The organism is Luteimicrobium xylanilyticum (genome assembly GCF_009429125.1).
Classification (GTDB): domain Bacteria; phylum Actinomycetota; class Actinomycetes; order Actinomycetales; family Cellulomonadaceae; genus Luteimicrobium; species Luteimicrobium xylanilyticum.
Map to the genome: position 1 here is coordinate 1,818,145 of NZ_CP045529.1, position 23,935 is coordinate 1,842,079.

General features: G+C 73.4%; 24 protein-coding genes. 15 read left to right on the top strand and 9 right to left on the bottom strand.

Annotation, left to right across the window (positions count from 1 at the left end; genetic code table 11):
• Positions 1 to 8: 8 nt before the first annotated feature.
• Together KDY119_RS08030 and KDY119_RS08035 are read left to right on the top strand one after the other, a co-directional pair.
• Positions 9 to 1,742, top strand: coding sequence for an ABC transporter ATP-binding protein (locus KDY119_RS08030; protein WP_051136578.1), 1,734 nt, complete (start codon positions 9 to 11; stop codon positions 1,740 to 1,742).
• Positions 1,739 to 3,817, top strand: a complete 2,079-nt coding sequence (locus KDY119_RS08035) for an ABC transporter ATP-binding protein (protein WP_051136577.1) — start codon at positions 1,739 to 1,741, stop codon at positions 3,815 to 3,817. Before KDY119_RS08030 ends, KDY119_RS08035 begins: the two co-directional genes overlap by 4 nt.
• 98 nt (positions 3,818 to 3,915) lie before the next feature.
• On the opposite strand, the gene KDY119_RS08040 is transcribed toward KDY119_RS08035, so the two are convergent.
• Positions 3,916 to 5,388, bottom strand: coding sequence for a chitinase (locus KDY119_RS08040; protein WP_036951123.1), 1,473 nt, complete (start codon positions 5,386 to 5,388; stop codon positions 3,916 to 3,918).
• Between the two features lie 250 nt (positions 5,389 to 5,638).
• Between KDY119_RS08040 and KDY119_RS08045 the strand changes: the two genes are divergently transcribed.
• Both KDY119_RS08045 and KDY119_RS08050 read left to right on the top strand, forming a co-directional pair.
• Entirely contained in the window at positions 5,639 to 6,871 is a 1,233-nt protein-coding gene (locus tag KDY119_RS08045; RefSeq protein ID WP_227994570.1) for an MFS transporter, read from the top strand.
• A 32-nt stretch (positions 6,872 to 6,903) separates the two neighbouring features.
• Positions 6,904 to 7,086 carry a hypothetical protein gene (locus KDY119_RS08050; RefSeq protein WP_036950441.1) on the top strand — a complete coding sequence of 61 codons (183 nt, stop codon included), beginning with the start codon at positions 6,904 to 6,906 and terminating at the stop codon, positions 7,084 to 7,086.
• 42 nt (positions 7,087 to 7,128) lie between these two features.
• Here KDY119_RS08050 and KDY119_RS08055 read toward each other — a convergent pair whose 3' ends face one another.
• Together KDY119_RS08055 and KDY119_RS08060 are read right to left on the bottom strand one after the other, a co-directional pair.
• Entirely contained in the window at positions 7,129 to 8,247 is a 1,119-nt protein-coding gene (locus tag KDY119_RS08055; RefSeq protein ID WP_036950439.1) for an epoxide hydrolase family protein, read from the bottom strand.
• Positions 8,244 to 8,846, bottom strand: coding sequence for a TIGR03086 family metal-binding protein (locus tag KDY119_RS08060; protein WP_153022173.1), 603 nt, complete (start codon positions 8,844 to 8,846; stop codon positions 8,244 to 8,246). The genes KDY119_RS08055 and KDY119_RS08060 overlap by 4 nt, the downstream gene beginning before the upstream one ends.
• A gap of 100 nt (positions 8,847 to 8,946) precedes the next feature.
• Between KDY119_RS08060 and KDY119_RS08065 the strand changes: the two genes are divergently transcribed.
• From KDY119_RS08065 to KDY119_RS08075, 3 genes are all read left to right on the top strand, one after another.
• Positions 8,947 to 9,627 carry a TetR/AcrR family transcriptional regulator gene (locus tag KDY119_RS08065; protein WP_227994571.1) on the top strand — a complete coding sequence of 227 codons (681 nt, stop codon included), beginning with the start codon at positions 8,947 to 8,949 and terminating at the stop codon, positions 9,625 to 9,627.
• Positions 9,628 to 9,685: 58 nt separating this feature from the next.
• Positions 9,686 to 10,588, top strand: coding sequence for a TrmH family RNA methyltransferase (locus KDY119_RS08070; protein ID WP_227994572.1), 903 nt, complete (start codon positions 9,686 to 9,688; stop codon positions 10,586 to 10,588).
• 91 nt (positions 10,589 to 10,679) lie between these two features.
• Positions 10,680 to 11,366: a hypothetical protein gene (locus KDY119_RS08075; protein WP_036950432.1), complete on the top strand. Its 687-nt coding sequence runs from the start codon at positions 10,680 to 10,682 to the stop codon at positions 11,364 to 11,366.
• On the opposite strand, the gene KDY119_RS08080 is transcribed toward KDY119_RS08075, so the two are convergent.
• Positions 11,308 to 11,925, bottom strand: coding sequence for a gluconokinase (locus KDY119_RS08080; protein ID WP_407657429.1), 618 nt, complete (start codon positions 11,923 to 11,925; stop codon positions 11,308 to 11,310). The genes KDY119_RS08075 and KDY119_RS08080 overlap by 59 nt on opposite strands.
• A 129-nt stretch (positions 11,926 to 12,054) precedes the next feature.
• Here KDY119_RS08080 and KDY119_RS08085 point away from each other — a divergent pair, with 129 nt between their 5' ends.
• The 3 genes from KDY119_RS08085 to KDY119_RS08095 are packed head-to-tail and all read left to right on the top strand — an operon-like array spanning position 12,055 to position 14,178.
• The gene (locus KDY119_RS08085) at positions 12,055 to 12,822 is read left to right on the top strand and encodes a PAS and ANTAR domain-containing protein (RefSeq protein ID WP_194174382.1); all 768 of its coding nucleotides are present in this window, start codon (positions 12,055 to 12,057) and stop codon (positions 12,820 to 12,822) included.
• Positions 12,822 to 13,331 (top strand): DUF6098 family protein, encoded by a 510-nt coding sequence (locus KDY119_RS08090; RefSeq protein ID WP_227994573.1) that lies wholly within the window; start codon positions 12,822 to 12,824, stop codon positions 13,329 to 13,331. Before KDY119_RS08085 ends, KDY119_RS08090 begins: the two co-directional genes overlap by 1 nt.
• A 40-nt stretch (positions 13,332 to 13,371) precedes the next feature.
• Entirely contained in the window at positions 13,372 to 14,178 is an 807-nt protein-coding gene (locus KDY119_RS08095) for an SDR family NAD(P)-dependent oxidoreductase (RefSeq protein ID WP_036950430.1), read from the top strand.
• Positions 14,179 to 14,188: 10 nt separating this feature from the next.
• On the opposite strand, the gene KDY119_RS08100 is transcribed toward KDY119_RS08095, so the two are convergent.
• Positions 14,189 to 14,842, bottom strand: coding sequence for a PAS and ANTAR domain-containing protein (locus KDY119_RS08100; RefSeq protein WP_036950429.1), 654 nt, complete (start codon positions 14,840 to 14,842; stop codon positions 14,189 to 14,191).
• A 175-nt stretch (positions 14,843 to 15,017) separates the two neighbouring features.
• Here KDY119_RS08100 and KDY119_RS08105 point away from each other — a divergent pair, with 175 nt between their 5' ends.
• Both KDY119_RS08105 and KDY119_RS08110 read left to right on the top strand, forming a co-directional pair.
• Positions 15,018 to 15,728 (top strand): ANTAR domain-containing protein, encoded by a 711-nt coding sequence (locus tag KDY119_RS08105; protein WP_036950427.1) that lies wholly within the window; start codon positions 15,018 to 15,020, stop codon positions 15,726 to 15,728.
• A gap of 95 nt (positions 15,729 to 15,823) precedes the next feature.
• A complete protein-coding gene (locus KDY119_RS08110; protein WP_051136575.1) occupies positions 15,824 to 16,465 on the top strand; it encodes a PAS and ANTAR domain-containing protein in 642 nt (213 codons plus the stop codon).
• Here KDY119_RS08110 and KDY119_RS08115 read toward each other — a convergent pair.
• Genes KDY119_RS08115 through KDY119_RS08125 form a run of 3 tightly spaced genes read right to left on the bottom strand, consistent with a single transcriptional unit; the run spans position 16,462 to position 21,055 of the window.
• The gene (locus tag KDY119_RS08115) at positions 16,462 to 18,546 is read right to left on the bottom strand and encodes a catalase (RefSeq protein WP_153022174.1); all 2,085 of its coding nucleotides are present in this window, start codon (positions 18,544 to 18,546) and stop codon (positions 16,462 to 16,464) included. The genes KDY119_RS08110 and KDY119_RS08115 overlap by 4 nt on opposite strands.
• A gap of 49 nt (positions 18,547 to 18,595) precedes the next feature.
• A complete protein-coding gene (locus tag KDY119_RS08120; RefSeq protein ID WP_036950425.1) occupies positions 18,596 to 19,456 on the bottom strand; it encodes a glucose 1-dehydrogenase in 861 nt (286 codons plus the stop codon).
• A gap of 54 nt (positions 19,457 to 19,510) precedes the next feature.
• Entirely contained in the window at positions 19,511 to 21,055 is a 1,545-nt protein-coding gene (locus tag KDY119_RS08125; protein ID WP_051136573.1) for an MFS transporter, read from the bottom strand.
• An 85-nt stretch (positions 21,056 to 21,140) separates the two neighbouring features.
• Here KDY119_RS08125 and KDY119_RS08130 point away from each other — a divergent pair, with 85 nt between their 5' ends.
• Genes KDY119_RS08130 through KDY119_RS08140 form a run of 3 tightly spaced genes read left to right on the top strand, consistent with a single transcriptional unit; the run spans position 21,141 to position 23,062 of the window.
• On the top strand, positions 21,141 to 21,359 hold the full coding sequence (locus tag KDY119_RS08130) for a hypothetical protein (RefSeq protein ID WP_036950423.1): 219 nt from the start codon (positions 21,141 to 21,143) through the stop codon (positions 21,357 to 21,359).
• Between the two features lie 45 nt (positions 21,360 to 21,404).
• Positions 21,405 to 22,388 carry a TIGR03557 family F420-dependent LLM class oxidoreductase gene (locus tag KDY119_RS08135; protein ID WP_036950421.1) on the top strand — a complete coding sequence of 328 codons (984 nt, stop codon included), beginning with the start codon at positions 21,405 to 21,407 and terminating at the stop codon, positions 22,386 to 22,388.
• Positions 22,385 to 23,062: an HAD family hydrolase gene (locus KDY119_RS08140; RefSeq protein ID WP_036950419.1), complete on the top strand. Its 678-nt coding sequence runs from the start codon at positions 22,385 to 22,387 to the stop codon at positions 23,060 to 23,062. Before KDY119_RS08135 ends, KDY119_RS08140 begins: the two co-directional genes overlap by 4 nt.
• Before the next feature lie 8 nt (positions 23,063 to 23,070).
• On the opposite strand, the gene KDY119_RS08145 is transcribed toward KDY119_RS08140, so the two are convergent.
• Positions 23,071 to 23,835: an endonuclease/exonuclease/phosphatase family protein gene (locus tag KDY119_RS08145; protein WP_153022175.1), complete on the bottom strand. Its 765-nt coding sequence runs from the start codon at positions 23,833 to 23,835 to the stop codon at positions 23,071 to 23,073.
• Positions 23,836 to 23,935: the final 100 nt, after the last annotated feature.

The following is a 23,935-nucleotide window of genomic DNA, read 5'->3' on the forward strand; positions in this document are numbered from 1 at the left end:
GAGCCCCGATGCTCGTCCAGCTGCTCCGGCAGTTCCTGTCCCAGTACGCGAGACCCATCGCGCTGCTGCTCGTCTTCCAGCTCGTCCAGACGATCGCCGCGCTGTACCTGCCCACCCTCAACGCCGACATCATCGACAAGGGCGTCGTCACGGGGGACATCGGCTACATCTGGCGCGTCGGCGGCATGATGCTCATGGTCACGCTCGTCCAGGTGGCGTGCACGATCGCTGCGGTGTACCTCGGCGCGCGGGTCGCGATGGGCTTCGGTCGCGACGTGCGGCGCGCCCAGTTCGTGCAGGTCGAGTCCTTCTCCCAGCAGGAGATCGGGACGTTCGGGGCGCCGTCCCTGATCACACGCGCGACCAACGACGTGCAGCAGGTCCAGATGCTCGTCCTCATGAGCCTGACCATCATGGTGATGGCGCCGATCATGATGATCGGGGGAGTGATCCTCGCGCTCCAGCAGGACGTTCCGCTCTCGAGCCTGCTGCTCGTGATCGTCCCCGTCCTGGCGGCCGTCGTCGGGCTGATCATCTCGCGGATGGTGCCGTACTTCCGGGCCATGCAGAAGAAGATCGACACCATCAACGGTGTGCTGCGCGAGCAGATCTCCGGCATCCGCGTGATCCGCGCGTTCGTCACCGAGCCGCGCGAGCGCCGCCGGTTCGGCGACGCCAACACCGACCTGTACGACACGTCGGTGCGGGCCGGCCGGCTCATGGCCATGATGTTCCCCGCCGTCATGCTCGTGATGAACCTGTCGACCGTCGCGGTGATGTGGTTCGGCGGGCACCGCGTCGACTCGGGCGAGATGCAGATCGGTGCCCTGACCGCCTACCTCAGCTACATCATGTACATCCTGATGGCCGTCATGATGTCCACGTTCATGTTCATGATGGTCCCGCGCGCGTCCGTCGCGGCCGAGCGCATCCGCGGCGTCCTCGACACCGACGCGTCGGTCGTCGAGCCGCTGCAGCCGCGCAGGGACACCGAGCACGCGGGGGTCGTCCGGTTCGAGCACGTCACGTTCGCGTACCCGGGCGCCGAGAAGCCCGTCCTGCACGACGTGACCTTCGAGGCGCTCCCCGGACGCACGACGGCGATCATCGGCTCGACCGGTTCGGGCAAGTCGACCCTGCTCAACCTCGTGCCTCGGCTCTACGACGTGATCGACGGAGCCGTGCTCGTCGACGGCGTCGACGTGCGCGACCTCGCCGGAGAGGACCTCGGTGCGCTGCTCGGGCTCGTGCCGCAGAAGGCGTACCTGTTCACGGGGACGATCGCCGACAACCTGCGCTACGGCAAGCCCGACGCGACCGACGAGGAGATGTGGGCGGCTCTCGACGTCGCACAGGCCCGGTCGTTCGTCGAGGAGCTGCCGGACGGCCTCGGGTCGGCGGTCGCGCAGGGTGGCACGAACTTCTCAGGCGGCCAGCGGCAGCGGCTGGCGATCGCGCGCGCGATCGTCCGCGACCCGCGCGTCTACCTGTTCGACGACTCGTTCTCCGCGCTCGACTACGCGACCGACGCCGCACTCCGCGCGGCGCTCAAGCCGCGCACGCGTCGGTCGACCGTGATCGTCGTCGCGCAGCGCGTGGCGACCATCCGCTACGCGGACCAGATCGTCGTCCTCGACGAGGGTCGCGTCGTCGGGACCGGCACGCACGCCCAGCTCCTCGAGACGTGCGAGACCTACCAGGAGATCGTCTACTCGCAGCTGTCGGTGGAGGAAGCAGCATGAGCGACCAGCAGACCCCCGACGAGCAGAAGAGCCCCGCGGCGGCGCCGGAGCGTCCGGCCGTCCCGCGGCCCCCGCGCCGCGGTCCGGGCGGAGGCGGCGGCCCCTTCGGCGGCATGGGCATGCCTGCCGAGAAGGCCATGAGCTTCGGCCCGTCGCTGCGGCGGATCGCGCGGTACCTGGGCAGCGAGCGGTGGCGGGTCGCCGTCGTCGCCCTCATGACGGTCGCGTCGGTCGCGGCCGCGGTCGCCGGGCCGAAGCTCCTCGGCTCCGCGACCAACGTCATCTTCGACGGCGTGACCTCGAAGATGCTGGCCCGGTACTTCCCGGCCGGCACCACGTCCGCGCAGGCGGCCCAGGCGCTGCGCGACCGGGGCGAGAGTACCCAGGCCGGTCTCGTCGAGTCGATGAAGGGCCTCGTCGTCGGGCACGGCGTCGACTTCCACCGCCTCGCCGTGATCATCGGCTGGGTGATCGCGGTCTACGTGGCGTCGTCGGTCTTCCAGTGGGTCGCCGGTCGCGTCACGACGATGATCGTGCAGAACACGGTGCGCCGGCTGCGCGACGAGGTCGAGGCGAAGCTCCACCGCCTGCCCCTGTCCTACTTCGACAAGCAGGCGCGCGGCGAGGTGCTGTCACGCGTCACCAACGACATCGACAACGTCGCCCAGTCCATGCAGCAGACGCTGTCGCAGCTCGTGAACGCGGTGCTGACCGTGGTCGGCGTGCTCGTCGTGATGTTCTGGATCTCACCGCTCCTCGCGGTCATCGCGCTGGCCACCGTGCCGGTCTCGGTGTGGCTCGCCACGGCGATCGCCAAGCGGTCCCAGCCCCAGTTCATCCAGCAGTGGGCGAGCACCGGGCGCCTCAACGCGCACATCGAGGAGATGTTCACGGGGCACACCCTCGTCAAGGTCTACGGGCACCAGCGCAGCGCCATCGAGGACTTCGACACCGAGAACGAGGGCCTGTACAAGGCGAGCTTCAGGGCGCAGTTCATGTCCGGCATCATCCAGCCGGCCATGGGCTTCGTCGGGAACCTCAACTACGTGCTCGTCGCCGTCGTCGGCGGGCTCAAGGTCGCCACGGGCCAGATGAGCCTCGGCGACGTCCAGGCGTTCATCCAGTACTCGCGCCAGTTCACCCAGCCGCTCACGCAGGTCGCGTCGATGATGAACCTGCTGCAGTCGGGCGTGGCGTCCGCGGAGCGTGTGTTCGAGCTGCTCGACGCCGACGAGCAGACCCCTGACCTCGTGCCGGCTGCGGAGCTCGGGCCGGTACGCGGACGCGTGGCGTTCGAGGACGTGTCGTTCAGCTACAGCCCGGACGCGCCGCTCATCGAGCACCTCGACCTCGTCGTCGAGCCGGGCCAGACGGTCGCGATCGTCGGCCCGACGGGCGCCGGGAAGACGACCCTCGTCAACCTCGTCATGCGGTTCTACGACGTGGACGCGGGGCGGATCACGCTCGACGGCGTCGACACGCGCGACCTGACGCGCGCGGACCTGCGGTCGAACGTCGGGATGGTGCTCCAGGACACCTGGGTGTTCAAGGGCACGATCGAGGAGAACCTCCGCTACGGGATCCGCGAGGGCCGGACCGTCGACGAGGCCGAGTTCCTCGCGGCGACCGAGGCGACCCACGTCGACGGGTTCGTCCGGACGCTCCCCGACGGGTATGCGACCGTGCTCGACGACGAGGGCTCGTCGGTGAGCGCGGGGGAGAAGCAGCTCCTCACGATCGCCCGCGCGTTCCTCGCCGACCCGCCGATCCTGATCCTGGACGAGGCGACGAGCTCGGTGGACACCCGGACGGAGCTGCTCGTGCAGAACGCGATGAACGCGCTGCGTGCGGGCCGGACGTCGTTCGTCATCGCCCACCGGCTCTCGACGATCCGCGACGCCGACACCATCCTCGTGATGGAGCACGGCTCGATCGTCGAGCAGGGCACGCACGGCGACCTGCTCGCAGCGGGCGGCGCCTACGCCCGGCTGTACGAGAGCCAGTTCGCGGGCGCGGTCGCGGACGAGGAGGACGCCGTCGTCGGGGCGGGACCGGTGCCGCCTGCCGCGGGCTGAGCGACCCCGCCCGTCGACGGGCACGCACGGACGGCGCCGCGCAAGCAGCGTTCCTCTGCTTGCGCGGCGCCGTCTTCGCTCGCTCGGCGTGGAACCCGTCAGCAGGAGCCGGAGTCGCTCCACACGTTCTGGCTGTTCGCGCCCGGGACGTCACCCTGGGTCCACCACTTCGCGGTCCAGCGGTGGCCGCCGTAGGACACGGTCGCGCCGCCCGAGTACGCCGTCGACGACGACCACGCGGCTGCGGTGCACGTCGCGGGCGACGTGGGGTCCGTGGGAGGCGTCGTCGGGTCGGTCGGTGACGTGCCGCCGCACGCGCCCTGGTCCGCCCAGACGTCCGACGACCCGGGCTTCTCGCCCTGCGTCCACCACTTCGCCTTCCAGGTGTGGCCCGCGGACGAGACGAGCTGGCCGCCCGTGTACACGGCCGACGACGACCAGGCCGCCGCGGTGCACGTCGGGGTCGTGGGGTCAGTGGGCGGGGTCGTGGGGTCGGTCGGCGGGGTGGTCGGGTCCGTCGGATCCGTGGGTGTCGTGCCCGACGTGAAGCCCTTGAAGGCGTTGGTGAACTGCCACGTGGACTGGCTGATGCCGGAGCACGAGTCGCTCCCGCCCTGCCCGACGCAGCCGCCGTTGTCGCGCTGCAGCGCCCAGAACGACAGGAACCCGATGCCCTGCTGCGTGGCCCAGCTCGCGACCGCCGTGGCGTCCGCGGTCGTGAACGTCTCGGCGGCGCCGTAGTCGTCGATGCCCGGCATCTCGGTGACGCCGACCATGCCCCACAGCTCGCTGTCCGACTTGGTCGGGTACAGCTTCTTCAGCTGCGCGACGAGCCCCGTGGCCGCGGTCTTCGTGTCGTCGGCCATGTGGTGCGTCTGGCCGTCGTAGTAGTCGAACGTCATGAGGTTGACGAGGTCGATGCGTGCACCGTTGGTCACGGCGTTCTTGAGCACGGCGAGGCCCGACGACGCGAGCCCGGTCGTCGTCGTCGGGAGCGTGTACTGGAACTGGATCGTGCGGCCGTTCGCGGCGGCCCAGTCCTCGACCTTCTTGATCGCCTGGTTGCGGCGGGTGATGCCGGCCGTGTTCGTCAGCGAGTTGTCCTCGACGTCGAGGTCGATGCGGGTCACGTCGTAGGTGGTGATGACCTTCTCGAACGTCGCTGCGATCGAGTCGACGCTCGTGCACGAGTCGGAGAGCTCGGTGCCCTCGTTGTCGGCCGTGTACCCGCCGAACGACGGGATGACGTCCCCGCCCGCGGCCCGGATCTTCGTGACGTCGCCGCCGAACGACGACGACGCCACCGGCAGCGACGTGTCGCCGTTCCAGTACACGTCGCACGAGCCCTTCTGCGCCGCCTGCAGGAACGCCCACGTCTGGTAGGTCGCGCCGGACTGCGTCGCGAGCGTCGCCGGGCTGTCGCCCGTCCACATCTCGACGAACGGGGCGAAGACGTGCGGCGGCAGGGCCGTCGCTGCCTGGGCAGGGGCGACGGTCGCGAGCAGGCCGCCTGCGGCGAGCGCGGTCGTCGCGGCCGCGGCGAGCACGGTGGTTCTTCTGGTGCGGAGCATGAGCACGCCTTCCGGGTGGGGGAGTGCGGCGCTCCGGGCGGGGCGCCGGCGGGTGTGCGCCCCCGGGTCGCCGACGACGCACGGAAGGCCCCCTGCGGACCCTCTGCCGACCGACGCTAGGGACCGGCCCCGAACCCGGACAATCGGGGAGAGCACGTAGATCGGCCCGCCGACGTACGAGGTCGCGCGTACGCGGGGGACGGCCTCGGAGGGGGAATGGCGGGCGCCGCGGCCGTGCGACGATGCTCCGGTGGGTCTGCGCGCGTACCGGGAGGTCCTGCGCGAGCCGCAGCTGAGGCGACTGATCGCCGTCGCGATGGTCGCCCGCATCCCCAACTCCGCGGCGGCCCTCGTCCTGACCCTGCACGTCGTCCAGACGCTCCACCGCTCGTACGCCGAGGCGGGGATCGTCGCGACCGCGGCCACCGTCGGCATGGCGCTCGGCTCGCCGTGGCGCGGGCGACTCGTCGACCGGGTGGGCCTGCGCCGGGCGGTCTGGCCGTCGGTCGTGGCGGAGCTCGTGCTCTGGCCGCTCGCCGGCGTCGTCCCGTTCGGGGTTCTGATCCCGTTGGTGTTCGTGGGCGGGCTTCTCGCGCTCCCGACGTTCACCGTCGTGCGCAAGTCGATCAGCGTGCTCGCACCGGAAGGCCAGCAGCGGACCGCGTACGCGCTCGACTCGATCGCGACCGAGCTGGTCTTCATGGTGGGCCCCGCGGTGGGGGTGGCCGTCGCCGCGCACGTGGGGACGACGGCGGTGCTCGCCACCATCGGCGTCGCCGTCTCCGGGGCGGGGGTCCTGCTGCTCGTGTTCGACCCGCCGACGCGCGCCGAGCAGGTCGTCGGAAGGACCCCGTCGCCGCCGGCGGCCCCGCTGACGCCGGCGGCCCCGGCGAACGGCCCGACCCGGCGCCTCGCGTGGCTCACGCCGTCCGTGGCCGCGGTCCTGGCGGCGTCGGCCGGCGCGACGATCGTGCTCGTCGGCACGGACCTGGCGATCCTCGCCCGGCTGCGGACCGACGGGCAGGTGGGAGCGCTCGGCGTCGTGTACTTCGCCTGGTGCCTCGGCTCGGTCGTGGGTGGCCTCGCCTACGGCTCCCGGCACCGCCCGACCAGCTCGATGCTCCTCCTGCTGGCGCTCGGCGCGCTGACAGTGCCGATGGCGCTCGCCCACTCGGTCGTCGGGCTCACGCTCCTCGCGTTCCTCGCGGGGCTGCCCTGCGCCCCCGTCATGACGGCGACGGCCGAGGAGGTCGCGCGCATGGTGCCCGAGGAACGGCGCGGCGAGGCCATGGGGTGGCAGGGGACCGCGTTCACGGTCGGCAGCGCGGTCGGCTCGCCGCTCGTCGGCCTGGTCATCGACGCAGCGGCGCCGTGGGTGGCCTTCGTGACCGCGGGCGGCGCGGGGGCGCTGATCGCGGTCGTGGGGCTCGCGGTGCGGCGGGCGCGGCGAGACGCTGACCCGCAGGGCGAGCTGCGGCTCTGAGCCGCCGACGGCGCGGGGTCGCGGACACGTTCGTGCCCGACGACGACGTCCTCGCCCACGCGCTCGGCATCGCACGACTGGTCCCGGACGGCGAGGGGCGCACGGTCCCGGGCGCGGCGTTCGCCCCCGCGCTCGTGGCGGACGGGGGCGACGCTCTCGCGCAGATGCTCCGGCTGCTCGGGCGGGACCCCGCGTGGGCGCCGGACGAGGCCTGAGGGACACCGCCGCATGGCCGGCCGCCGTCGGGCGGAGCGTCGTCACGCAGCCGGGGCGGCCGCCGTGAGCTCGTCGAAGAACCCGACCACGTCGGCCGCGAGCTGCTGCGGCACCACGTGCGCCTGATAGTGGCCGCCCTCGTCGTACACCGTCCACCTGCGCAGGTCCGCGTGGTCACGCTCGGCGAACCGGCGGATCGAGGCGAAGTCGCCGCGCGCCGAAGCCAGCGCCGTCGGGGTGGTGGTCGGCCCGGCCGGTTCGGCGGGAACCCCCGGGTGTGCCATCTCGTAGTAGAAGCGCAGCGACGACCCGGTCGTCCGCGTGAACCAGTACACGGCCGCGTTGGCGACGACGAACGCCGGGTCGAGGCCGTCCATGAGCTGGGAGTTCCAGCCGAGCAGGCCGGCGGGGGAGTCGGCGAGGGCGTGCGCGAGGGTCTGCGGCGCCTGCGACTGCAGCACGTTGAACGCACCCATCGTGTCCCAGAACCACTGCAGGCGCTCGAGCGTGGCGCCCTCGTCGGGCGTCAGGTCGGCGAGCTCGCCCGGGTCGCCCGACGGGAACGAGAACAGCTGGGTGACGTGCACCCCGACGACGTGTCCGGGGTCGAGCCGGCCCACCTCGGGCGAGATCATCGAGCCCCCGTCGTTGCCGACGGCGCCGTACCGCTCGTACCCGAGCCGCCGCATCAGCTCGACCCACGCCGCGGCCGTGCGCCGGACCTCCCACCCGCGCTCCGTCGTCGGGCCGGAGAACCCGAAGCCCGGGATCGAGGGGAGGACGACGTCGTAGCCCGCGGCCGTGAGCGGCTCGACCACGTCGAGGTACTCCAGGACCGAGCCCGGCCAGCCGTGCGTGAGGACGAGACCCACGGCGTCCGGCCGGCCCGAGCGTGCGTGCAGGAAGTGCACGCGCTGGCCGTCGATCACCGTCTCGTACTGCGGGTACGCGTCCAGCCGGGCCTCGACGTCGCGGCGCCAGTCGAAGTCCTCGAGCCAGTACCGGACGAGCTCGCGGACACCCGCGACGGGGGTGCCGTAGACGTCGTCGGCCCCCTCGATCGCGTCCGTGAAGCGCGTGCGGGCGAGGCGCTCGCGGGCGTCGTCGAGGTCGGCCTGCGGGATGCGGACGGGTGCGGGCCGGATCACGGTGCTGGTCATCGCTCGGACCGCGTCCAGCGGGGGTCGCGGCCGAGGTAGCGCAGGAGCTCGTCGACCACGGGCTGGGCGGGTTCGTCGGTACCCGCGGGGACGACGGCGGCGTACGCGCCCCACTGGCGCAGCGGCTCCACGATCTGCTGGGCGAGGGCCAGGAGCGGAGCGGCCAGGTCGTCGTCGAGCGGGGACGGCTGGCCGGTCGCGGCCGCGAGGTCCCACGCGTGGACGCCGGCGTCGAGCGCGGCGGCCGCCGCGGCGTCGGAGCCGGGGAGCTGCCCGGGCGGGACGGGGACGGGGGTGGTGGCCGTGGCGTCGACGGTCGCGAAGGCGCCCGACGACGCCGCGACGGCGGGCCCGACGAGCGCCTCGACCGTGGTGTCGAGGGTGCCCGTCGGTGCGAACGGGTCGCCGTCGGGCCCGTCCGTGCCGGTGATCGCCTGGGCGTAGGCGCGCTGGTCGCTCGCGGCGTGCTGGAGGACCTGCGCGACGGTCCAGTCCGAGCAGGGCGTGGGGGCGGCAAGCTGGTCGGCCGTGACGCCGGCGGCCACGGTCGCGAGGGCGGCGTGTGCGCGGTCGAGGACGGGGAAGATGGTCGGGCTCATGGCGTTCTCCTCGGTTCGATCAGCCGGGAACGGAATGGATCGTTCCGCTAAGTTCGAGCGTAGCGGAACGCTCCGTTCCGCACAAGGGGTAGGATCGGCGATGTTCGAGCACGAGGAGGACGTCATGGCGACCAAGCCCCAGGAAGCGCAGGTCGCGCCCCTGAGCGGGCGGCGCGCCCAGGCCGCGCGCAACGACGAGGCGATCCTCGACGCCGCACGGCGGGTGTTCGTCGACGACCCCGAGGCGCCCGTCGCCGCGGTCGCCCACGCGGCCGGCGTCGGGATCTCGGCGCTCTACCGGCGGTACCCCGGCAAGGAGGACCTCCTCGCGCGGCTCTGCCTCGACGGGCTGCGCCGGTTCGTCGAGGTCGCCACCTCGGCCGAGGCGGTTCCCGACCCGTGGGAGTCGTTCGCGGCTTTCGTGCGGGGCGTCGTCGACGCCGACGTGCACTCACTCACCGTCCGCCTCGCCGGACGGTTCCGGCCGAGCGCCGAGCATCGTGCCCTCGCCGCGGAGTCCGGGGTCCTCGCGGGCCGGATCCTCACGCGGGCGCAGGACGCCGGCGTCGTCCGCCCGGACGTCACCGACGAGGACCTGCCGATGGTCTACGAGCAGCTCACCGCCGTCCGGCTCGGCGACCCCGAGCGGACCGCCGCGTTGCGCGCCCGGTACGTCGAGCTCCAGCTCGAGGGGCTGCGCGCGCGGCCGGATGCGTCGCCGCTGCCCGGCACCGCGCCGACACAGGACGAGCTCGGGGCGCGCTGGCGGTACCGGGGCTAGTCTCCGGCGGTGCGCCGGACGGACTCCGGTGCGTCAGGTCACGTGGGATCATCGAGCCGTGCCCGAGCCCGTACTCCCCGGCCCCGCCGTGCCCGACGTCGTCACCGTCACCGACTCCCACGACCCGCGCCTGACGGACTACACCGACCTGACCGACGTCGCGCTGCGTCGCGTGCGCGAGCCCGCCGAGGGCCTGTACATGGCGGAGTCGTCCACGGTCATCCGGCGCGCGCTCGCGGCAGGCCATCGGCCCCGGTCGTTCCTCATGGCGGACAAGTGGCTCGAGTCCATGGCGGACGTGATCGCCGAGGCGCGGGAGCACGACCCCGCCGTCCCCGTGTTCGTCGCCGACGAGCCGCTCCTCGAGCAGATCACGGGCTTCCACCTGCACCGTGGGGCGCTCGCGGCCATGCACCGGCCCGAGCTGCCCGACGTCGCCGACCTCCTCCGCGGCGCGCGCGGCGGTGCGGGGGCACAGCGCGTCGTCGTGCTCGAGGACGTCGTCGACCACACCAACATCGGCGCGGCGATGCGGGCGTGCGCCGCGATGGGCGTCGACGCCGTGCTGCTCACGCCCCGCTCGGCCGACCCGCTGTACCGCCGGGCCGTCCGCGTCTCGATGGGGACCGTCTTCCAGGTGCCGTGGACACGGATCCACGACTGGCCGCACGCCGCGACCGGCGCCGAGCGCGTCGGGGGCATCGACCTGCTGCACGAGCTCGGCTTCGAGGTCGCGGCGCTCGCGCTCGAGGACGACTCCGTCAGCCTCGACGACGTCGCCACCGACCCGCCCGAGCGGCTCGCGCTCGTCTTCGGGACCGAGGGCGACGGCCTCAAGCCGAAGACCATCGCCACCTGCGACCTGACCGTCAAGATCCCCATGGCCGGCGGGGTGGACTCCCTCAACGTCGCGTCCGCCGTCGCGGTGGCGACCTGGGCGGTGCGGGTCCCCGAGGCCTGAGCGCTCCACGTGCCCGGATCGTTACGGGTCGTGGCCGAGTCGTGACCGCCAGAGCCTCCCGGGCGCGGCGACCTGCTGCCACGCTGCTGCCATGCCGTCGGGGCAGTTCTGGTCGTCGCTCCCGCCGTTGTCGGCGACCGCGGGCGACGCAGCGCCTCGACGTGGGAGCGCGGGCGTGCTTCTCGTGGTCGGCGGCGTCCTGTCGGTCGTCGCGGGACTCGTGTGGTGGCTGTGGCCCTCGGTCAGTGCGTTCGGCGACCCCCTGCTCGTGGGTGTCGGGTTCCGCGGCGCCGCCGACGGCGGCACGGTCGTCGTGGTGGGCCCGCGCACGGCGGCCGAGATGACCGCCGTCACCGTGCACGCGCGTGGCCGTGCCACGGACCCGCAGGACACCGAGCCTCCGGTCCTGTGGCAGATCGAGCGCGTCGGTCCGACGCCGCACGGCTGGGACGGGGACGTCGAGCTCGGGAAGGTGCCGCAGGGCTTCGTGGAGACCGTCGCGCCCGCGGCAGGCTGGCGCGAGCGCGCCGCTGACGTCTGGGTGGAGAATCCGTGCTCCTTCGGCTCGGGGCCTGTTCCTCATGCTGCCCTGCGCACCGGTGACGTGGTCGTCGAAGGCGACACGGTCATGACGGTGAAGGAGTTCCGGTCCGACGACCTCGGCTTCAGCCCGTGCCTGGACGACGACTCGCCCCGCACGGATCCTCGAGGCCTCGCCCTCAGTGCGCTCGGGGTCGGTCTCGTGGTGCTGGGACCGGTGCTGCGCCGTCGGCGGTGACACGACCCAGTCCGGTTCCCAGGCCGAGCGCACGCAGTGCGGCGTCGGCGACCTGGGCGGGCGGGCCGTCGACCGGCACGACGACGCCGTCCTCCTCGGGGCCGAGCGGCTCGAGGGTCGCGAGCTGCGAGGGCAGGAGCGACGGCGGCATGAAGTGGTCGGTCCGCAGGGTCATGCGCGTGCCGACGAGCGCTGCGTCGCCGACGAGGTGCACGAAGCGGGTTCGCCCGGGCGCCTCGCGCAGCACGTCCCGGTAGGCGACGCGCAGGGCCGAGCAGGTGACCACGGTGCTGACCCCCGCCGCGTCGCGGCCCGCGGTCCAGTCGCGGATCGCGCCGAGCCAGGGAAGGCGGGCTGCGTCGTCGAGCGGCACGCCGGCCTGCATGCGGGCGACGTTGGCGGCCGGGTGGAAGTCGTCGCCCTCCGCGAAGGTCCACCCCAGGGCGTCGGCGAGCAGGCGCCCGACGGTCGTCTTCCCGGTCCCGGACACCCCCATGACGACCAGGTGGGTCGGCACGTCGGGGCTCGACGAGGTGGCGGGCGTGGGCGTCGGCGTCACGGCCACGACCGTACCCGGTCCCGTGACCGTTTCGCGTGGTCCTGCCGGTGCCGACCCGCTCTCGTCGGGGTAGCGTGGTCGCAGGAGTCGAGAAGTGGCCCCTTTCCAGCCCGCTGTATGGAGCTGACGATGACCACCACCACCTCCGCAAGGTCCACGCCTGCCGCCCGCACCCCTCGTGCTGACGTCGCGGGCGCCGGGACCATCACGCCCGCCGACGCCGCGGCCGCCCTCGGCGCAGGGACGTCGCTGCTCGCGGGCCGCTACCGTGTCGACCTCGAGTCCGGGGCATGCCTGTGGTCGCCCGAGCTGGAGGCTATTCACGGCCGCGCGCCGCTCGACGCGTTCGGAGGCCTGGCCGAGCTGCGCTCGCGCGTCCACCCCGACGACGCCAAGGTCGCACCTTCGACCCTCGACGCGGCCCGCCGCGGGCGGCTGTTCGCGGCGGCGCACCGGATCGTCGACGCTCGGGGGCGTGCGCGCACCGTCCTCGTCATCGGCGACCCTCGTCGTAGCCCCGGCACGGGTGTCGTGGGTGAGATCGGCGGGTACGCGGTGGACGTCTCGTCCGTCGTGCACGACGCCGTCGAGCGGGAGGCCGACCGGGCCGTGACCCGCGCCATGGCGACGGGCGCCGTCGTCGAGCGGGCCGTGGGTGCGCTCATGGTGCTCGCCGGCCTGGACGCGACAGAGGCCGGACAGGCGCTCAGCCACGCCGCGGAGACCGCCGAGGTCCCGGTCGCGGACGCCGCGCGCCAGGTGCTCGCCCGGCTCGCGAAGCGCGGTCCGGGCGACGGCCCGGCCGCCGCCACCGAGGCTCTGGACGCCGTCCGGCCCGGGAGCCGGCACGACAACGGGGCACGACTGGCCCGGCGCATCACCCGCCGGGCGGGCTGATGGCCGTCGACCTCGGGGGGCCGGCCGCACCACGGGCGGCCGAGCCCCGCGACGCGGCGCAAGACCGTGGGGCAGCGTCGCCGCACCCCACGGGGCTGGAAGGGCTGCGGCGGCTCGTCGCGCTCGACGAGGTCGTGAGAGCCGTCGAGCGCACGCACGCACCGTTGTACGTCCGGGTGAGCGACGGGCCCGCGGTCGACCGGTGCACGGTGAGCTGCGACCACGAGAGCGGCTGCGTGCTGCCGGGGCTGAGCGTCAACCCCTTGGATCCCGAGCCGTGGTGGGACCGCCCCGTCGAGCACTGGGTGGCACGGCAGCTCTCGCGGTCCACGTCCCTGGCCGTCGAGGGCAGGCACGCGTGGCTGCTCACGGGTGAGGTCTCCGGGCGCGGACCGGACTGCGAGCCGCTGCTCGTGGCCGTCCACCCCGTGGCCGTGCTGGACGACGCCGTCCTCGGCGAGGCGGAGGCCCGCTACGGGCAGGTCTTCGAGACTGACCGCGAGAGCTGATCGCCCGGCCGTGACGGCGGGCCCGACGGAAGGACGACACATGGACCTGGGCATCGAAGGGCGCGTCGCGCTCGTCACCGGAGGGGACTCGGGGATCGGTTTCGCGGCCGCCCGCGAGCTGCTCGCGGAGGGCGCGAGAGTCGTGCTGACCGACAGGGACGGTGACGCGCTCGGCGACGCCGTGACGAGGCTGCGCGCCGCGGGCTCGTCCGACGCGGTGGTGGGCGTGCCCGCGGACCTCACCGTCCTCGCGGACGTCGAAGAACTCGCACGCCGTGCCCGCGAGGCGTTCGGGGACCCCGAGATCCTCGTGCACGCGGCCGGTGTGACCGGCGCGACGGGCGACTTCCTCGAGATCGACGACGACGGCTGGCGGTCCACGCTCGAGACGGATCTGGTCGCGGCGGCGCGCACGGTCCGGACGTTCCTGCCGTCGATGCGCGAACGCGGCCGGGGCCGGATCGTGCTGCTCGCCTCGGAGGACGCGGTCCAGCCGTATGCCGACGAGCTGCCCTACTGCGCGTCCAAGGCCGGCGTGCTCGCGCTCGCCAAGGGCCTGGCGAAGGCGTACGGCGGCGACGGCGTGCTCGTGAACGCGGTCTCGCCGGCGTTCGTGGCGACGCCGATGACCGACGCGATGATGCGTGAGCGGGCGGACGAGCGCGGCGAGTCGTTCGACGAGGCCGTCGCCTCGTTCCTGGCCGAGGAGCGTCCGGGCATCGAGGCACGACGGCGCGGCGAGCCGGAGGAGGTCGCCGCGGTGATCGCCTGGCTGTGCTCGGAGCGCGCGAGCTTCGTCCTCGGGTCGAACTGGCGGGTCGACGGCGGGTCGGTGGCGACGATCTGAGGCAGGCGGGTCAGCCCGCCTCGGCCAGGAGCCGGTCGAGCTCGTCGGCGGTGAGCGGTCCGTCGTCGGCGGAGCGGTGGGCGACGGCAGCGACGAGCTCTTCGGCGACGACGCGCAGCCGGGTCTCCCGGCGAGAACCGGTCTCGCGCAGCACGTCGAACGCCGCGTTGGCGTCCCCGCCCCGTGCCGCCATGACGATGCCTTTCGCCTGCTCGATGGTGCCGCGGCTCGCCGCCGCGGCACGGATGGCCTCGGTCGCCTGCGCCTGGCCGGCGCTCTGCTGGGCGGCGGTGAGGTCCACGAAGTACCCGGTCACGGCGGTGGGGTCGCCTGCGTCGTCGAGCTCCGCGCGGCCCACCACGGCGACGGTGCGGACCGCGCCGTGCGCGTCCACGATGCGGTGCACCGAGCTGAACGGCTCCCGGTCGCTGACGGCGTTGCGCACCACGTGATCGACGTCCTTGCGGTCGTCGGGATGCTTGTGGGTCGCCATGAGCTCGGTCGACGGGACGACCTCGCCTCGCTCGAAGCCGTGCATCGCGTAGATCTCGTCCGACCACCACCAGCTGTCGTCTGCGAGGTCGAGGCGGAACCTGCCGACGCTCGGGCTGGTCCCGACCGCGAGCGCCTGCTCGTGCTCGACCTCCGGTTGCTCCGTGCCCATGCCACGGATCGTAGCGCCGCTCGGGATCGGTGCACGCGCAGGCCCGTGACCTGCGTGTGGGCGTCTGCCGGTAGGCTTTGCGGTCCCGGGCCGAGCCCGGAGGTTCCCGCAGGTTGAGCAGCCAATCTGCCAGGGGGCGTGGCACCCGCCGCGGCGCGGGCGAGAAGGACGAACGATGACGAGTGAGGCTGCGTTCGACGTGCCCGGCGAGCGCGTGCGCTCCGTCCTCGGCGCAGGGCCGTCGCGCGACGTGCGCCCGAGCCCGGAGCTCACGTCGGGGTGGTTCGAGGTCGACACCCGGACCGGACGGTGCTGGTGGTCGGACGGCATGTTCACGGTGCACGCCCTGACGCGAGGGGAGGTCGTCCCGACGCTCGCTCTGCTCCTCGCCCACCAGCGCAGCGACGAACGAGCGCAGGTCGCGGCCCTGATCGAGCGGGTGGCGACGGGCCACGGCCCGGCGGCGTGCGTGAGCCGGCTGGTCGGGTTCGACGGACGCACCCGCGCCGTAGCGCTGAGCCTCGAGGCCGTCGGGGAAACCCTGGACGGGTGCCGCCCGGTCCGGGGGACGGTCGTGATCCTCGACGCGGTCGTGAACGAGCTCGCCCGCCGGCGCGCCGACGTCCAGCTCGAGCAGGCGTTGGCGTCGCGCAGCGCGATCGACCAGGCGAAGGGTGTGCTGACGCTCGCTCGAGGGCTGGTCGCCGAGGAGGCCTTCGACGTCCTGCGCGAGGCGTCGCAGCAGCGGAACGTCCGCGTCCGGACGGTCGCGGACGACGTCCTGGAGGCCGCGCGCGCCGTGGCCGACCCGTCGTCCTCCGGGTGGCTGCGGGGCGCCCTCGGAGAGGACGCGGCACACCCGCAACGGCTGAGCGAACGGTCCTGAGGAGGTCTGCGGTTGCTACGCCGTCGTTCGGTCCGTACCGTCGTGCGCGCGGCCAAGTCACGGCCCCACGCACGGAGCCCTTCGAGGTCGAAGACATGAGTCTCGCGCACAGCTCGATCCCCGCAGAGGACGACGATCTCGTCGTCCGTCCCGCTTCCGGTGGGCCCGCGGTCCCCGCCAGGTCGGGCCGCTTCTCCCTCGAGGTGGCGACGGGCGCGTGGTGGTGGTCCGACGAGACCTACCGGATCCACGGCTTCGAGCCGGGGGAGGTCGTCCCCACGACCCGCCTGGTGCTCGCGCACAAGCATCCGGGCGACCGGGAGCGGTTCCGTACGGCCCTGGTCGAGGCCTGGCTCGAGCGAGGCTCGTTCGTCTCGGTCCACCGGATCCTCGCGGCGAACGGGGTCACCCGCCATGTCGTGGTGACCGGCCGCGCCGAGCCCGACGTCGAGGGCCCCGGTCGGCTCACCGGGACGGTCGTCGACGTGACCGCGCAGGTCGCGGCCGCCGCGGCGCAGCTCGCCGACGAGCAGATCCGGCGGTCGGTCGAGACCCGCGCCACGATCGAGCAGGCGAAGGGACTCCTCGCGGCGGCGTGGCAGACCTCGCCGGAGGCGGCGTTCGACCGCCTCCGGCGGCTGTCGATGGAACGGAACGTCCCGGTGCGCGATCTCGCCGCAGACGTGGTGGAGCGTGCCTGCGGTGGCACCGCGTCGTCGTCCGCGACGCGGTCCTAGCCCGCCGGCTGCGGGGCCGGTGCGTCCGTGACGCCCGCGAGCCGGGCGAGCCGCTCCCACGAGCGATGCAGCCCCAGCGCCTCGCGCAGCGGCGCTGCGAGGGCGCCGGCGCCGTCGGTCGTCAGCACGCCCGGGGCGTCGAGCGGCACGCCCGCGGCGGCGAGCACGTCGGTCCCGTCGCCGACGGCGGCGATCGCCTTGCCGTGCCGGTACGCCTCCTGCAGCAGGACGGCGACGCGGCCGTCGGCGGCGAGCGCGGTGCCCGCCACGCCCGGCGGGACCACGACGGCGTCGTACTCGATCGACCGGGTGGTGGGCAGGGTCCGGTCGACGGCGAGGCCGGCCCCGCCCGCCCCGGACACCGTCCCGCCGTGGTCCGCGACGACCCGGACGACGACGTGCTCGGGGTCGAGCACGTCGACCAGCGCACCCGCGACCTCGAGGTCGGCGCCGTCGGTCGCGAGCACGCCGACGACCCGGCCGTCGACCCGCCCGGGCTCCGCCGGCCGCTGCGACAGCGCAGGGGAGGGGGCGACGTCGGGCACGTCCCGCGGTTCCGGGGCCGGCAGGCCGAGCTCGGCCGCGACGGCTGCCGCGAGGTCGCCGTCGACGCGGGCCAGGAGTGCGACCTCGCGGGCCCGCACGCCCTCGTCCGTGCACTTGCCGAGCTCGAACACGAACGCGTCCTGCAGGTGCGCCCGCTCGACCGGCGACAGCGAGACCAGGAAGAGCCGGGCCTGGGTCGTGTGGTCCTCGAACGACACCGGCTGCCAGCGGCCCTTGTCACCCTCGACGGGCGTCGGGTAGGTGACGAACGCGTCCTGCGGCGAGCGCGTCGGGCGGTCGTCGTCGAGGCCGTTGGGCACGTACGTCGTGATCCCCTCGTGGATCGCGCTCTGGTGCATGCCGTCGCGCAGCAGGTCGTTCACGGGGGCGTGCGGGCGGTTGATCGGCAGCTGCGAGAAGTTCGGGCCGCCGAGCCGGGTGAGCTGCGTGTCGAGGTAGGAGAAGAGGCGGCCCTGCAGGAGCGGGTCGTTGGTCACCTGGATGCCCGGGACGAGGTGGCCGAGGTGGAAGGCCACCTGCTCGGTCTCGGCGAAGTAGTTCGTCGGGTTGGCCGTGAGGGTCAGCGTCCCGATCTTCTGCACGGGGCACAGCTCCTCGGGCACGATCTTCGTCGGGTCGAGCAGGTCGATGCCCTCGAAGGTCTCCGACGGGTCGTCGGGCATGACCTGCAGGCCCAGCTCCCACTGGGGGTACGCGCCGGACTCGATCGCGTCGGCCAGGTCGCGGCGGTGGAAGTCCGGGTCGGCGCCCTGGGCGAGCTGCGCCTCCTCCCACACGAGCGAGTGCACGCCCAGCACCGGCTTCCAGTGGAACTTCACCAGGCTCGTGGACCCGTCGGCCGCCTCGAGGCGGAACGTGTGGACGCCGAAGCCCTCCATGGTCCGATAGCTGCGCGGGATCGCCCGGTCCGACATGGCCCACATCACCATGTGCGTGGCCTCGGTGTGCGCGGACACGAAGTCCCAGAAGGTGTCGTGCGCGGTCTGGGCCTGGGGGATCTCGCGGTCCGCGTGCGGCTTGGCGGCGTGGATGATGTCGGGGAACTTGATGGCGTCCTGGATGAAGAACACCGGGAAGTTGTTGCCGACGAGGTCGAAGGTGCCCTCGGCCGTGTAGAACTTCGCAGCGAAGCCGCGCACGTCGCGTGCCGTGTCCGCCGAGCCGCGCGAGCCGGCCACCGTCGAGAACCGGACGAAGACCTCGGTCTCGCGGCCCTCCTCGGCGAGGAAGCCGGCCTTGGTCACGGTCGCGGCGTTCCCGTACGCGCGGAAGACGCCGTGCGCCCCCGCCCCTCGCGCGTGCACGACGCGCTCCGGGATCCGTTCGTGGTCGAAGTGCGTGAGCTTCTCGCGCAGGTGGTGGTCCTCGAGCAGCACCGGGCCGCGTGGCCCGGCGGTGAGCGAGTGGTCCGTGTCGTCGACCCGGGCGCCCTGCGCGGTCGTAAGGCGGTCCCCGTCCTGTGCGGGCGGGGTGGCGGGGATGGCGTCGCGCGGGTCGGTGCGGTCCTCGGTCATGGTGCTCCTCCTTCTCTCGTCGGTGCAGGTGCGGGCAGGGCTGGGCCCGTCAGAAGACGGGCTTGCCGCCGGTCACGCCCAGCACGGTCCCCGAGACGTAGCTGGCGTCCCCCTCGGAAGCCAGGAAGACGAACGCCGGGGCGACCTCTGCCGGCTGGCCCGCGCGTCCTAGGGGCGTGTCGGCCCCGAACTTCTCGACGTGGTCGGACGGCTGCGTCGCCGGCTGCAGCGGCGTCCAGATCGGCCCGGGAGCCACGGCGTTGACCCGGATGCCCCGTGGGCCGAGCTGAGCGGCGAGGTTCACGGTGACGTTGTTGATCGCGGCCTTGGTCGCGGCGTAGTCGACGAGCGCGGGCGACGGCTCGTACGCCTGGATCGACGACACGTTGATGATCGCGCTGCCGGCCTTGAGGTGACGCAGGGCCTCGTGCGTGATCCAGAACAGCGCGTACAGGTTGGTCTTGAGCACCCGGTCGAGCTCGGGGGTGGTCAGGTCGTCGATCGACTCGCGCCGGGCCTGCTGGAAGCCCGCGTTGTTGACCACCACGTCGAGCCCGCCGAGCTCCTCGGCCGCCTGGCCCACGATGTCGCGGGCCGATCGCTCGTCGCGCAGGTCGCCGGGGAGCAGCACCACGGTCCGCCCGGCCTCGCGCACCCAGTGCGCGGTCGCCTCGGCGTCCTCCTGCTCCTCGGGCATGTACGCGATCGCGACGTCGGCGCCCTCGCGAGCGAACGCGATCGCGACCGCGCGGCCGATCCCGGAGTCGCCGCCGGTGACGAGTGCGCGGCGACCGTCGAGGCGGCCGTGGCCGACGTAGCTCTGCTCGCCGTGGTCGGGCTCGGGCGACATGGCGCCGGTGAGCCCGGGGGGCTCCTGCTGCTGGGCGGGGAAGGGGGTCTCGTCGGGCATCGCGCAGCTCCTCGCAGAGGAAAGGGTGCGGCCTGCTTCTCGACCTCCTCCAACCTAGGACGGGTCGTCGTCGTTCGCAGAAGGACCGCCCGTGCCCTGCTCCGCCGTGCCCTGCCCCCCGGAGTCGCCGTCGTCCGCGTCCTGCGCCGTCAGGGGCGTGGCGACGTCCTCGAGCGACTTCTGCTCGGCCCCCACGCCGAGGAAGATGGCGACCACCCCGCCCACGACCATGAGCACCGCCCCGACGTAGTAGCCGATGGCGATGCCCGTGATGTCGTGCCGGCCGCTCGCGGAGTCGATGAGACGCCCGAAGAAGAGGGGACCGGTGATCCCACCGATCGCCGTCCCGACGGCGTAGAAGAACGCGATGAACAGGGCCCGCGTCTCGAGGGGGAAGACCTCGCTCGCGGTGAGGTAGGCGGAGCTCGCGCCCGCCGACGCGACGAAGAAGATCGCCATCCCGAAGAGCGTCAGCGTGAGAGCCGTCAGGTCGCCCAGCATCACGCCCGCGACGGCCAGCAGGACGCCGGAGACGAGGTAGGTCGCGGAGATCATCTTCACCCGGCCGACCTTGTCGAAGAGCGGCCCCAGGACGAGCGCCCCCACGAAGTTGCTGACCGCGAACAGGGCCAGGTAGACGCCGGTCTGGCCCACGCCGAGGAACGTCTGGAGGGTGTCGCCGTAGGTGAAGAAGAACGCGTTGTAGAGGAACGCCTGCCCGACGAACAGCGCGAGGCACAGGACGGTGCGCCGCGGGTAGTCCGAGAAGACGGTGCGCGCGATCCGGCCGAGCCCGATCGTACGGCGCTGCTTGATCGTCAGGGAGTCGTCGTCGCCGACCTGGTCGAGCTCGTCACCGGTCTGCTCCTCGACCGTGTCCTCGATGTCGCCGACGATCTGCTCGCCCTCCTTCTCGCGTCCGTGGATGAAGAGCCAGCGGGGGCTCTCCGGGACGTTGCGCCGGACGAAGAGGATGACGAGCCCGAGCGTCGCGCCCAGCGCGAAGCACACGCGCCAGCCGAGACCGGCCGGGACCAGGTGCGGGTCGAGCAGCGGGATCGTCACGAGCGCGCCGCCCGCCGCGCCCAGCCAGTAGGAGCCGTTGATCGCGATGTCGGTCCGGCCCCGGTAGCGCGCGGGGATGAGCTCGTCGACGGCGGAGTTCACGGCCGCGTACTCGCCGCCGATGCCGGCCCCCGTGACGACGCGGCACGCGAAGTACATGAGGGGGCTGACGGAGAACGCGGTCGCGACCGTGCCGACGAGGTAGACGGCGAGCGTGATCATGAACAGCTTCTTGCGCCCGAACCGGTCGGTGAGCTGTCCGAACAGCAGCGCGCCCACGCACGCGCCGGCGACGTACACGGCACCGGCGAGGCCGATGTCGCTGCTCGTCAGCCCGAGGCCGTGGGACGAGGACTTCAGCGCCGCTGACAGGTTGCCGACGATCGTGACCTCGAGCCCGTCGAGCACCCATACCGTGCCCAGGCCTACGACGATCATCCAGTGCCACCGCGCCCACGGCAGGCGGTCCAGCCGCGCCGGGACCGTGGTCGTGATGGTGCGCAGGCCCGCCTCGCCGTCCGACGTCGTCGTCATCCCTCCACGGTAGGCAGCGCGCCTGGTTACGCATGCCGACGCCCGTCCGGGTGCGCAGGGCTCAGGGTGTTCGTAGCGTCGAGGGATGAGTGACACCTTCACGTACCGCGCCGTGCTGTCGGGCGGGATGCAGTCGGCCCACCAGATCGGGTCGACGTTCGAGGCCACGGCCGACGAGGCCCCCGCCCGGCTCGACGAGCTGCTCGCCCAGAACTGGCAGGAGCCCGGGGCGCTCGTCCGGCTCCAGCGGGCCGGCGAGCAGGGCTGGGAGGACACCGGCATCGAGGTTGCCGTCGACGACTGAGGCGCGCCAGGTGCGTATCCGGTCGCGCCGCCCCACGATCGAGACATGACCCGTTTCGGCTACACCCTCATGACCGAGCAGTCCGGCCCCAAGGAGCTCGTGCGCTACGCGCAGGTCGCCGAGGACGTGGGTTTCGACTTCGAGGTGTCGAGCGACCACTTCTTCCCGTGGCTTGACACGCAGGGCCATGCGCCGTACGCCTGGACGTTGCTGGGGGCGGTCGCGCAGGCGACGTCGCGCGTGGACCTCATGACGTACGTGACCTGCCCGAGCGTCCGGTACCACCCGGCCGTCGTCGCGCAGAAGGCCGGGACGCTGGGCGTGCTCTCCGACGGCCGGTTCACCCTCGGGCTCGGCGCGGGCGAGAACCTCAACGAGCACGTCGTCGGCGAGCGCTGGCCCGCGGTGGGCGAGCGCCACGACCTGCTGGCCGAGGCGATCGAGATCGTCCGCCGGCTGCTCACGGGCGACGACGTCTCGTGGGAGGGGGAGCACTTCCAGGTCGACTCGGCGCGCGTGTGGGACCTGCCCGACGACCCGGTCGAGATCGCGGTCGCCGTCTCGGGCGACGTGTCGGTCGAGCGGTTCGCGCCGCTGGCGGACCACCTCGTCGCGACCGAGCCCGACGGCGACCTCGTCAGCTCCTGGAACGACGAGCGCGCGGGCCTGGGCCTCGAGCCCACCCGGGCGATCGGCCAGATCCCGATCTGCTGGGACACGGACCGCGACCGCGCGGTCGCCCGCGCCCACGACCAGTTCCGCTGGTTCGGCCTCGGCTGGCCCGTCAACTCGAACCTCCCGACGACCGAGGCCTTCCGGTCGGCGAGCGCGTTCGTCCGGCCCGACGACGTCGCGGGGTCCATCCCGTGCGGTCCCGACCTCGACGCGATCGTGGAGGCGGTGTCCGCCTACTGGCAGGCCGGGTTCACCGACGTCGCCCTCGTGCAGATCGGGGACGAGGGCCAGCAGGAGTTCCTCGACCGGGCGGCCGGTCCGCTGCTCGAGAAGCTCCGCAAGGCGTCGTCGTGAGCGGCGGTGACCGGGCCCCCGGCGTGCTGTTCGACGTCGACGGGACGCTCGTCGACTCGAACTACCTGCAGGTGGCCGCGTGGCTGCGCGCGCTGCAGTCCGTGGGTCTCGACGCACCGTCGTGGCGCCTGCACCGCGCGCTCGGCCGCACCGGGCGCGAGCTCGTCGGGGACGTCGTGGGCGAAGCGGGCCTCGCCCGGTTCGACGAGATCTCCGACGTGCACGCGCGCGAGGTCGACGCGACGACCGACCGGCTCCGGCGCACGCGCGGGGCCGCCGAGCTCGTCCGCGCCGTCGCTCGTCGCGGGGCGCGCACCGTCCTCGCGACCTCCGCGTCCCCCGACAGCCTCGGGGCGCTCCGCCGCGTGCTGGACCTCGACGACGTGCTCGACGCCGTGACGTCCGCCGAGGACGTCGACCGCTCCAAGCCGCACCCCGAGCCCGTGCGCACCGCGCTCGACAGCGGCGGCGTCGACCCCGAGCGCGCGGTCTTCGTGGGCGACAGCGTGTGGGACGTCCAGGCCGCGGCACGGGCCGGGCTGCCGTGCGTCGCGCTGCGCTGCGGCGGCATCGGTCCCGCCGAGCTGCGGGACGCCGGCGCGGTCGAGGTCTACGACGACCCGGCGGACCTCCTCGAGCACCTCGACGGGAGCGCCCTGCGGCGCGCCCTCTGAGTCGACCGTCAGCAGGCGCGGACGTCGACGACGAGCGCCCGGTGGTCGGAGACCCCGGTGTCGACCGACCGACCCGGCTCGGCGGCGCACAGTCCGCCCGCGGTCAGGACGTGGTCGAGCTGTTCGCGCGGGTCGACGACCGGGAAGGTGGGTGCGTCGACGAGCGGCGTCCACCCGGTCGCGCGGGCCGGCCGGTCGCCCGCCGTGTTGAGGTCGCCCAGCACGACCAGGGGGCCGGGGACGTCGCGGAGCTCGCGCGCGAGCCGGCGCAGCTGTCCGCGGTTGCGGACGGGCACGAAGCTCAGGTGCGTCGCGGCGACCGTCACCAGGCCGAGCGGTGCCTCGACCTCGGCCACGAGCGCGGCGCGCGGCTCGTCGTGGACGAGGCTCGGCCAGCGGTGCCCCGGGAACCGGACCGGGACACGCCGGCGCGGCTCGGGCAGCCGGATCCGCCGCCACGACCGCACGGGGAACCGGCTGAGCAGCGCGATGCCGTAGGTCGCGGTGTCGGGCTGCAGGTCGCCCGTGGCCGCCGTCCAGACGCCGGGCTCGCCGGCCAGCGTCGCCGCGAACCGGTGCTCGGCCGCGCCCATCGCCTCGGCGGCGATCGCCGTGAGGTCGGAGCCGTGCGAGCGGGGCTGGTCGCGGTCCACCTCCTGGAGCGCCAGGACGTCCGCGTCGAGGCCGGCGACGGCGGACGCGAACCGGTCGAGGTCGACCTCGCCGTGGGGACCCTGGCGGCCGTGGAGGATGTTGAACGTCGCGAGTCGCACCCCTCGATCCTCGCAACGCGGGCAGCCCCGCGCGCGTCCGCGGGGACGGCGTGACGCCCGGCGTGCGAAGGGTCCGCGGCCGTCCTACCGTCGCACCCTG

Excerpts from the sequence above, each read along its gene's own strand:
- KDY119_RS08030 (WP_051136578.1), top strand. The coding sequence starts at position 9 with ATGCTCGTCCAGCTGCTCCGGCAGTTCCTGTCCCAGTACGCGAGACCC.
- KDY119_RS08035 (WP_051136577.1), top strand. The coding sequence starts at position 1,739 with ATGAGCGACCAGCAGACCCCCGACGAGCAGAAGAGCCCCGCGGCGGCG.
- KDY119_RS08040 (WP_036951123.1), bottom strand. The coding sequence starts at position 5,388 with ATGCTCCGCACCAGAAGAACCACCGTGCTCGCCGCGGCCGCGACGACC.
- KDY119_RS08055 (WP_036950439.1), bottom strand. The coding sequence starts at position 8,247 with ATGACCAGCACCGTGATCCGGCCCGCACCCGTCCGCATCCCGCAGGCC.
- KDY119_RS08060 (WP_153022173.1), bottom strand. The coding sequence starts at position 8,846 with ATGAGCCCGACCATCTTCCCCGTCCTCGACCGCGCACACGCCGCCCTC.
- KDY119_RS08065 (WP_227994571.1), top strand. The coding sequence starts at position 8,947 with ATGTTCGAGCACGAGGAGGACGTCATGGCGACCAAGCCCCAGGAAGCG.
- KDY119_RS08075 (WP_036950432.1), top strand. The coding sequence starts at position 10,680 with ATGCCGTCGGGGCAGTTCTGGTCGTCGCTCCCGCCGTTGTCGGCGACC.
- KDY119_RS08085 (WP_194174382.1), top strand. The coding sequence starts at position 12,055 with ATGACCACCACCACCTCCGCAAGGTCCACGCCTGCCGCCCGCACCCCT.
- KDY119_RS08090 (WP_227994573.1), top strand. The coding sequence starts at position 12,822 with ATGGCCGTCGACCTCGGGGGGCCGGCCGCACCACGGGCGGCCGAGCCC.
- KDY119_RS08095 (WP_036950430.1), top strand. The coding sequence starts at position 13,372 with ATGGACCTGGGCATCGAAGGGCGCGTCGCGCTCGTCACCGGAGGGGAC.
- KDY119_RS08100 (WP_036950429.1), bottom strand. The coding sequence starts at position 14,842 with ATGGGCACGGAGCAACCGGAGGTCGAGCACGAGCAGGCGCTCGCGGTC.
- KDY119_RS08105 (WP_036950427.1), top strand. The coding sequence starts at position 15,018 with ATGACGAGTGAGGCTGCGTTCGACGTGCCCGGCGAGCGCGTGCGCTCC.
- KDY119_RS08110 (WP_051136575.1), top strand. The coding sequence starts at position 15,824 with ATGAGTCTCGCGCACAGCTCGATCCCCGCAGAGGACGACGATCTCGTC.
- KDY119_RS08115 (WP_153022174.1), bottom strand. The coding sequence starts at position 18,546 with ATGACCGAGGACCGCACCGACCCGCGCGACGCCATCCCCGCCACCCCG.
- KDY119_RS08120 (WP_036950425.1), bottom strand. The coding sequence starts at position 19,456 with ATGCCCGACGAGACCCCCTTCCCCGCCCAGCAGCAGGAGCCCCCCGGG.
- KDY119_RS08125 (WP_051136573.1), bottom strand. The coding sequence starts at position 21,055 with ATGACGACGACGTCGGACGGCGAGGCGGGCCTGCGCACCATCACGACC.
- KDY119_RS08130 (WP_036950423.1), top strand. The coding sequence starts at position 21,141 with ATGAGTGACACCTTCACGTACCGCGCCGTGCTGTCGGGCGGGATGCAG.
- KDY119_RS08135 (WP_036950421.1), top strand. The coding sequence starts at position 21,405 with ATGACCCGTTTCGGCTACACCCTCATGACCGAGCAGTCCGGCCCCAAG.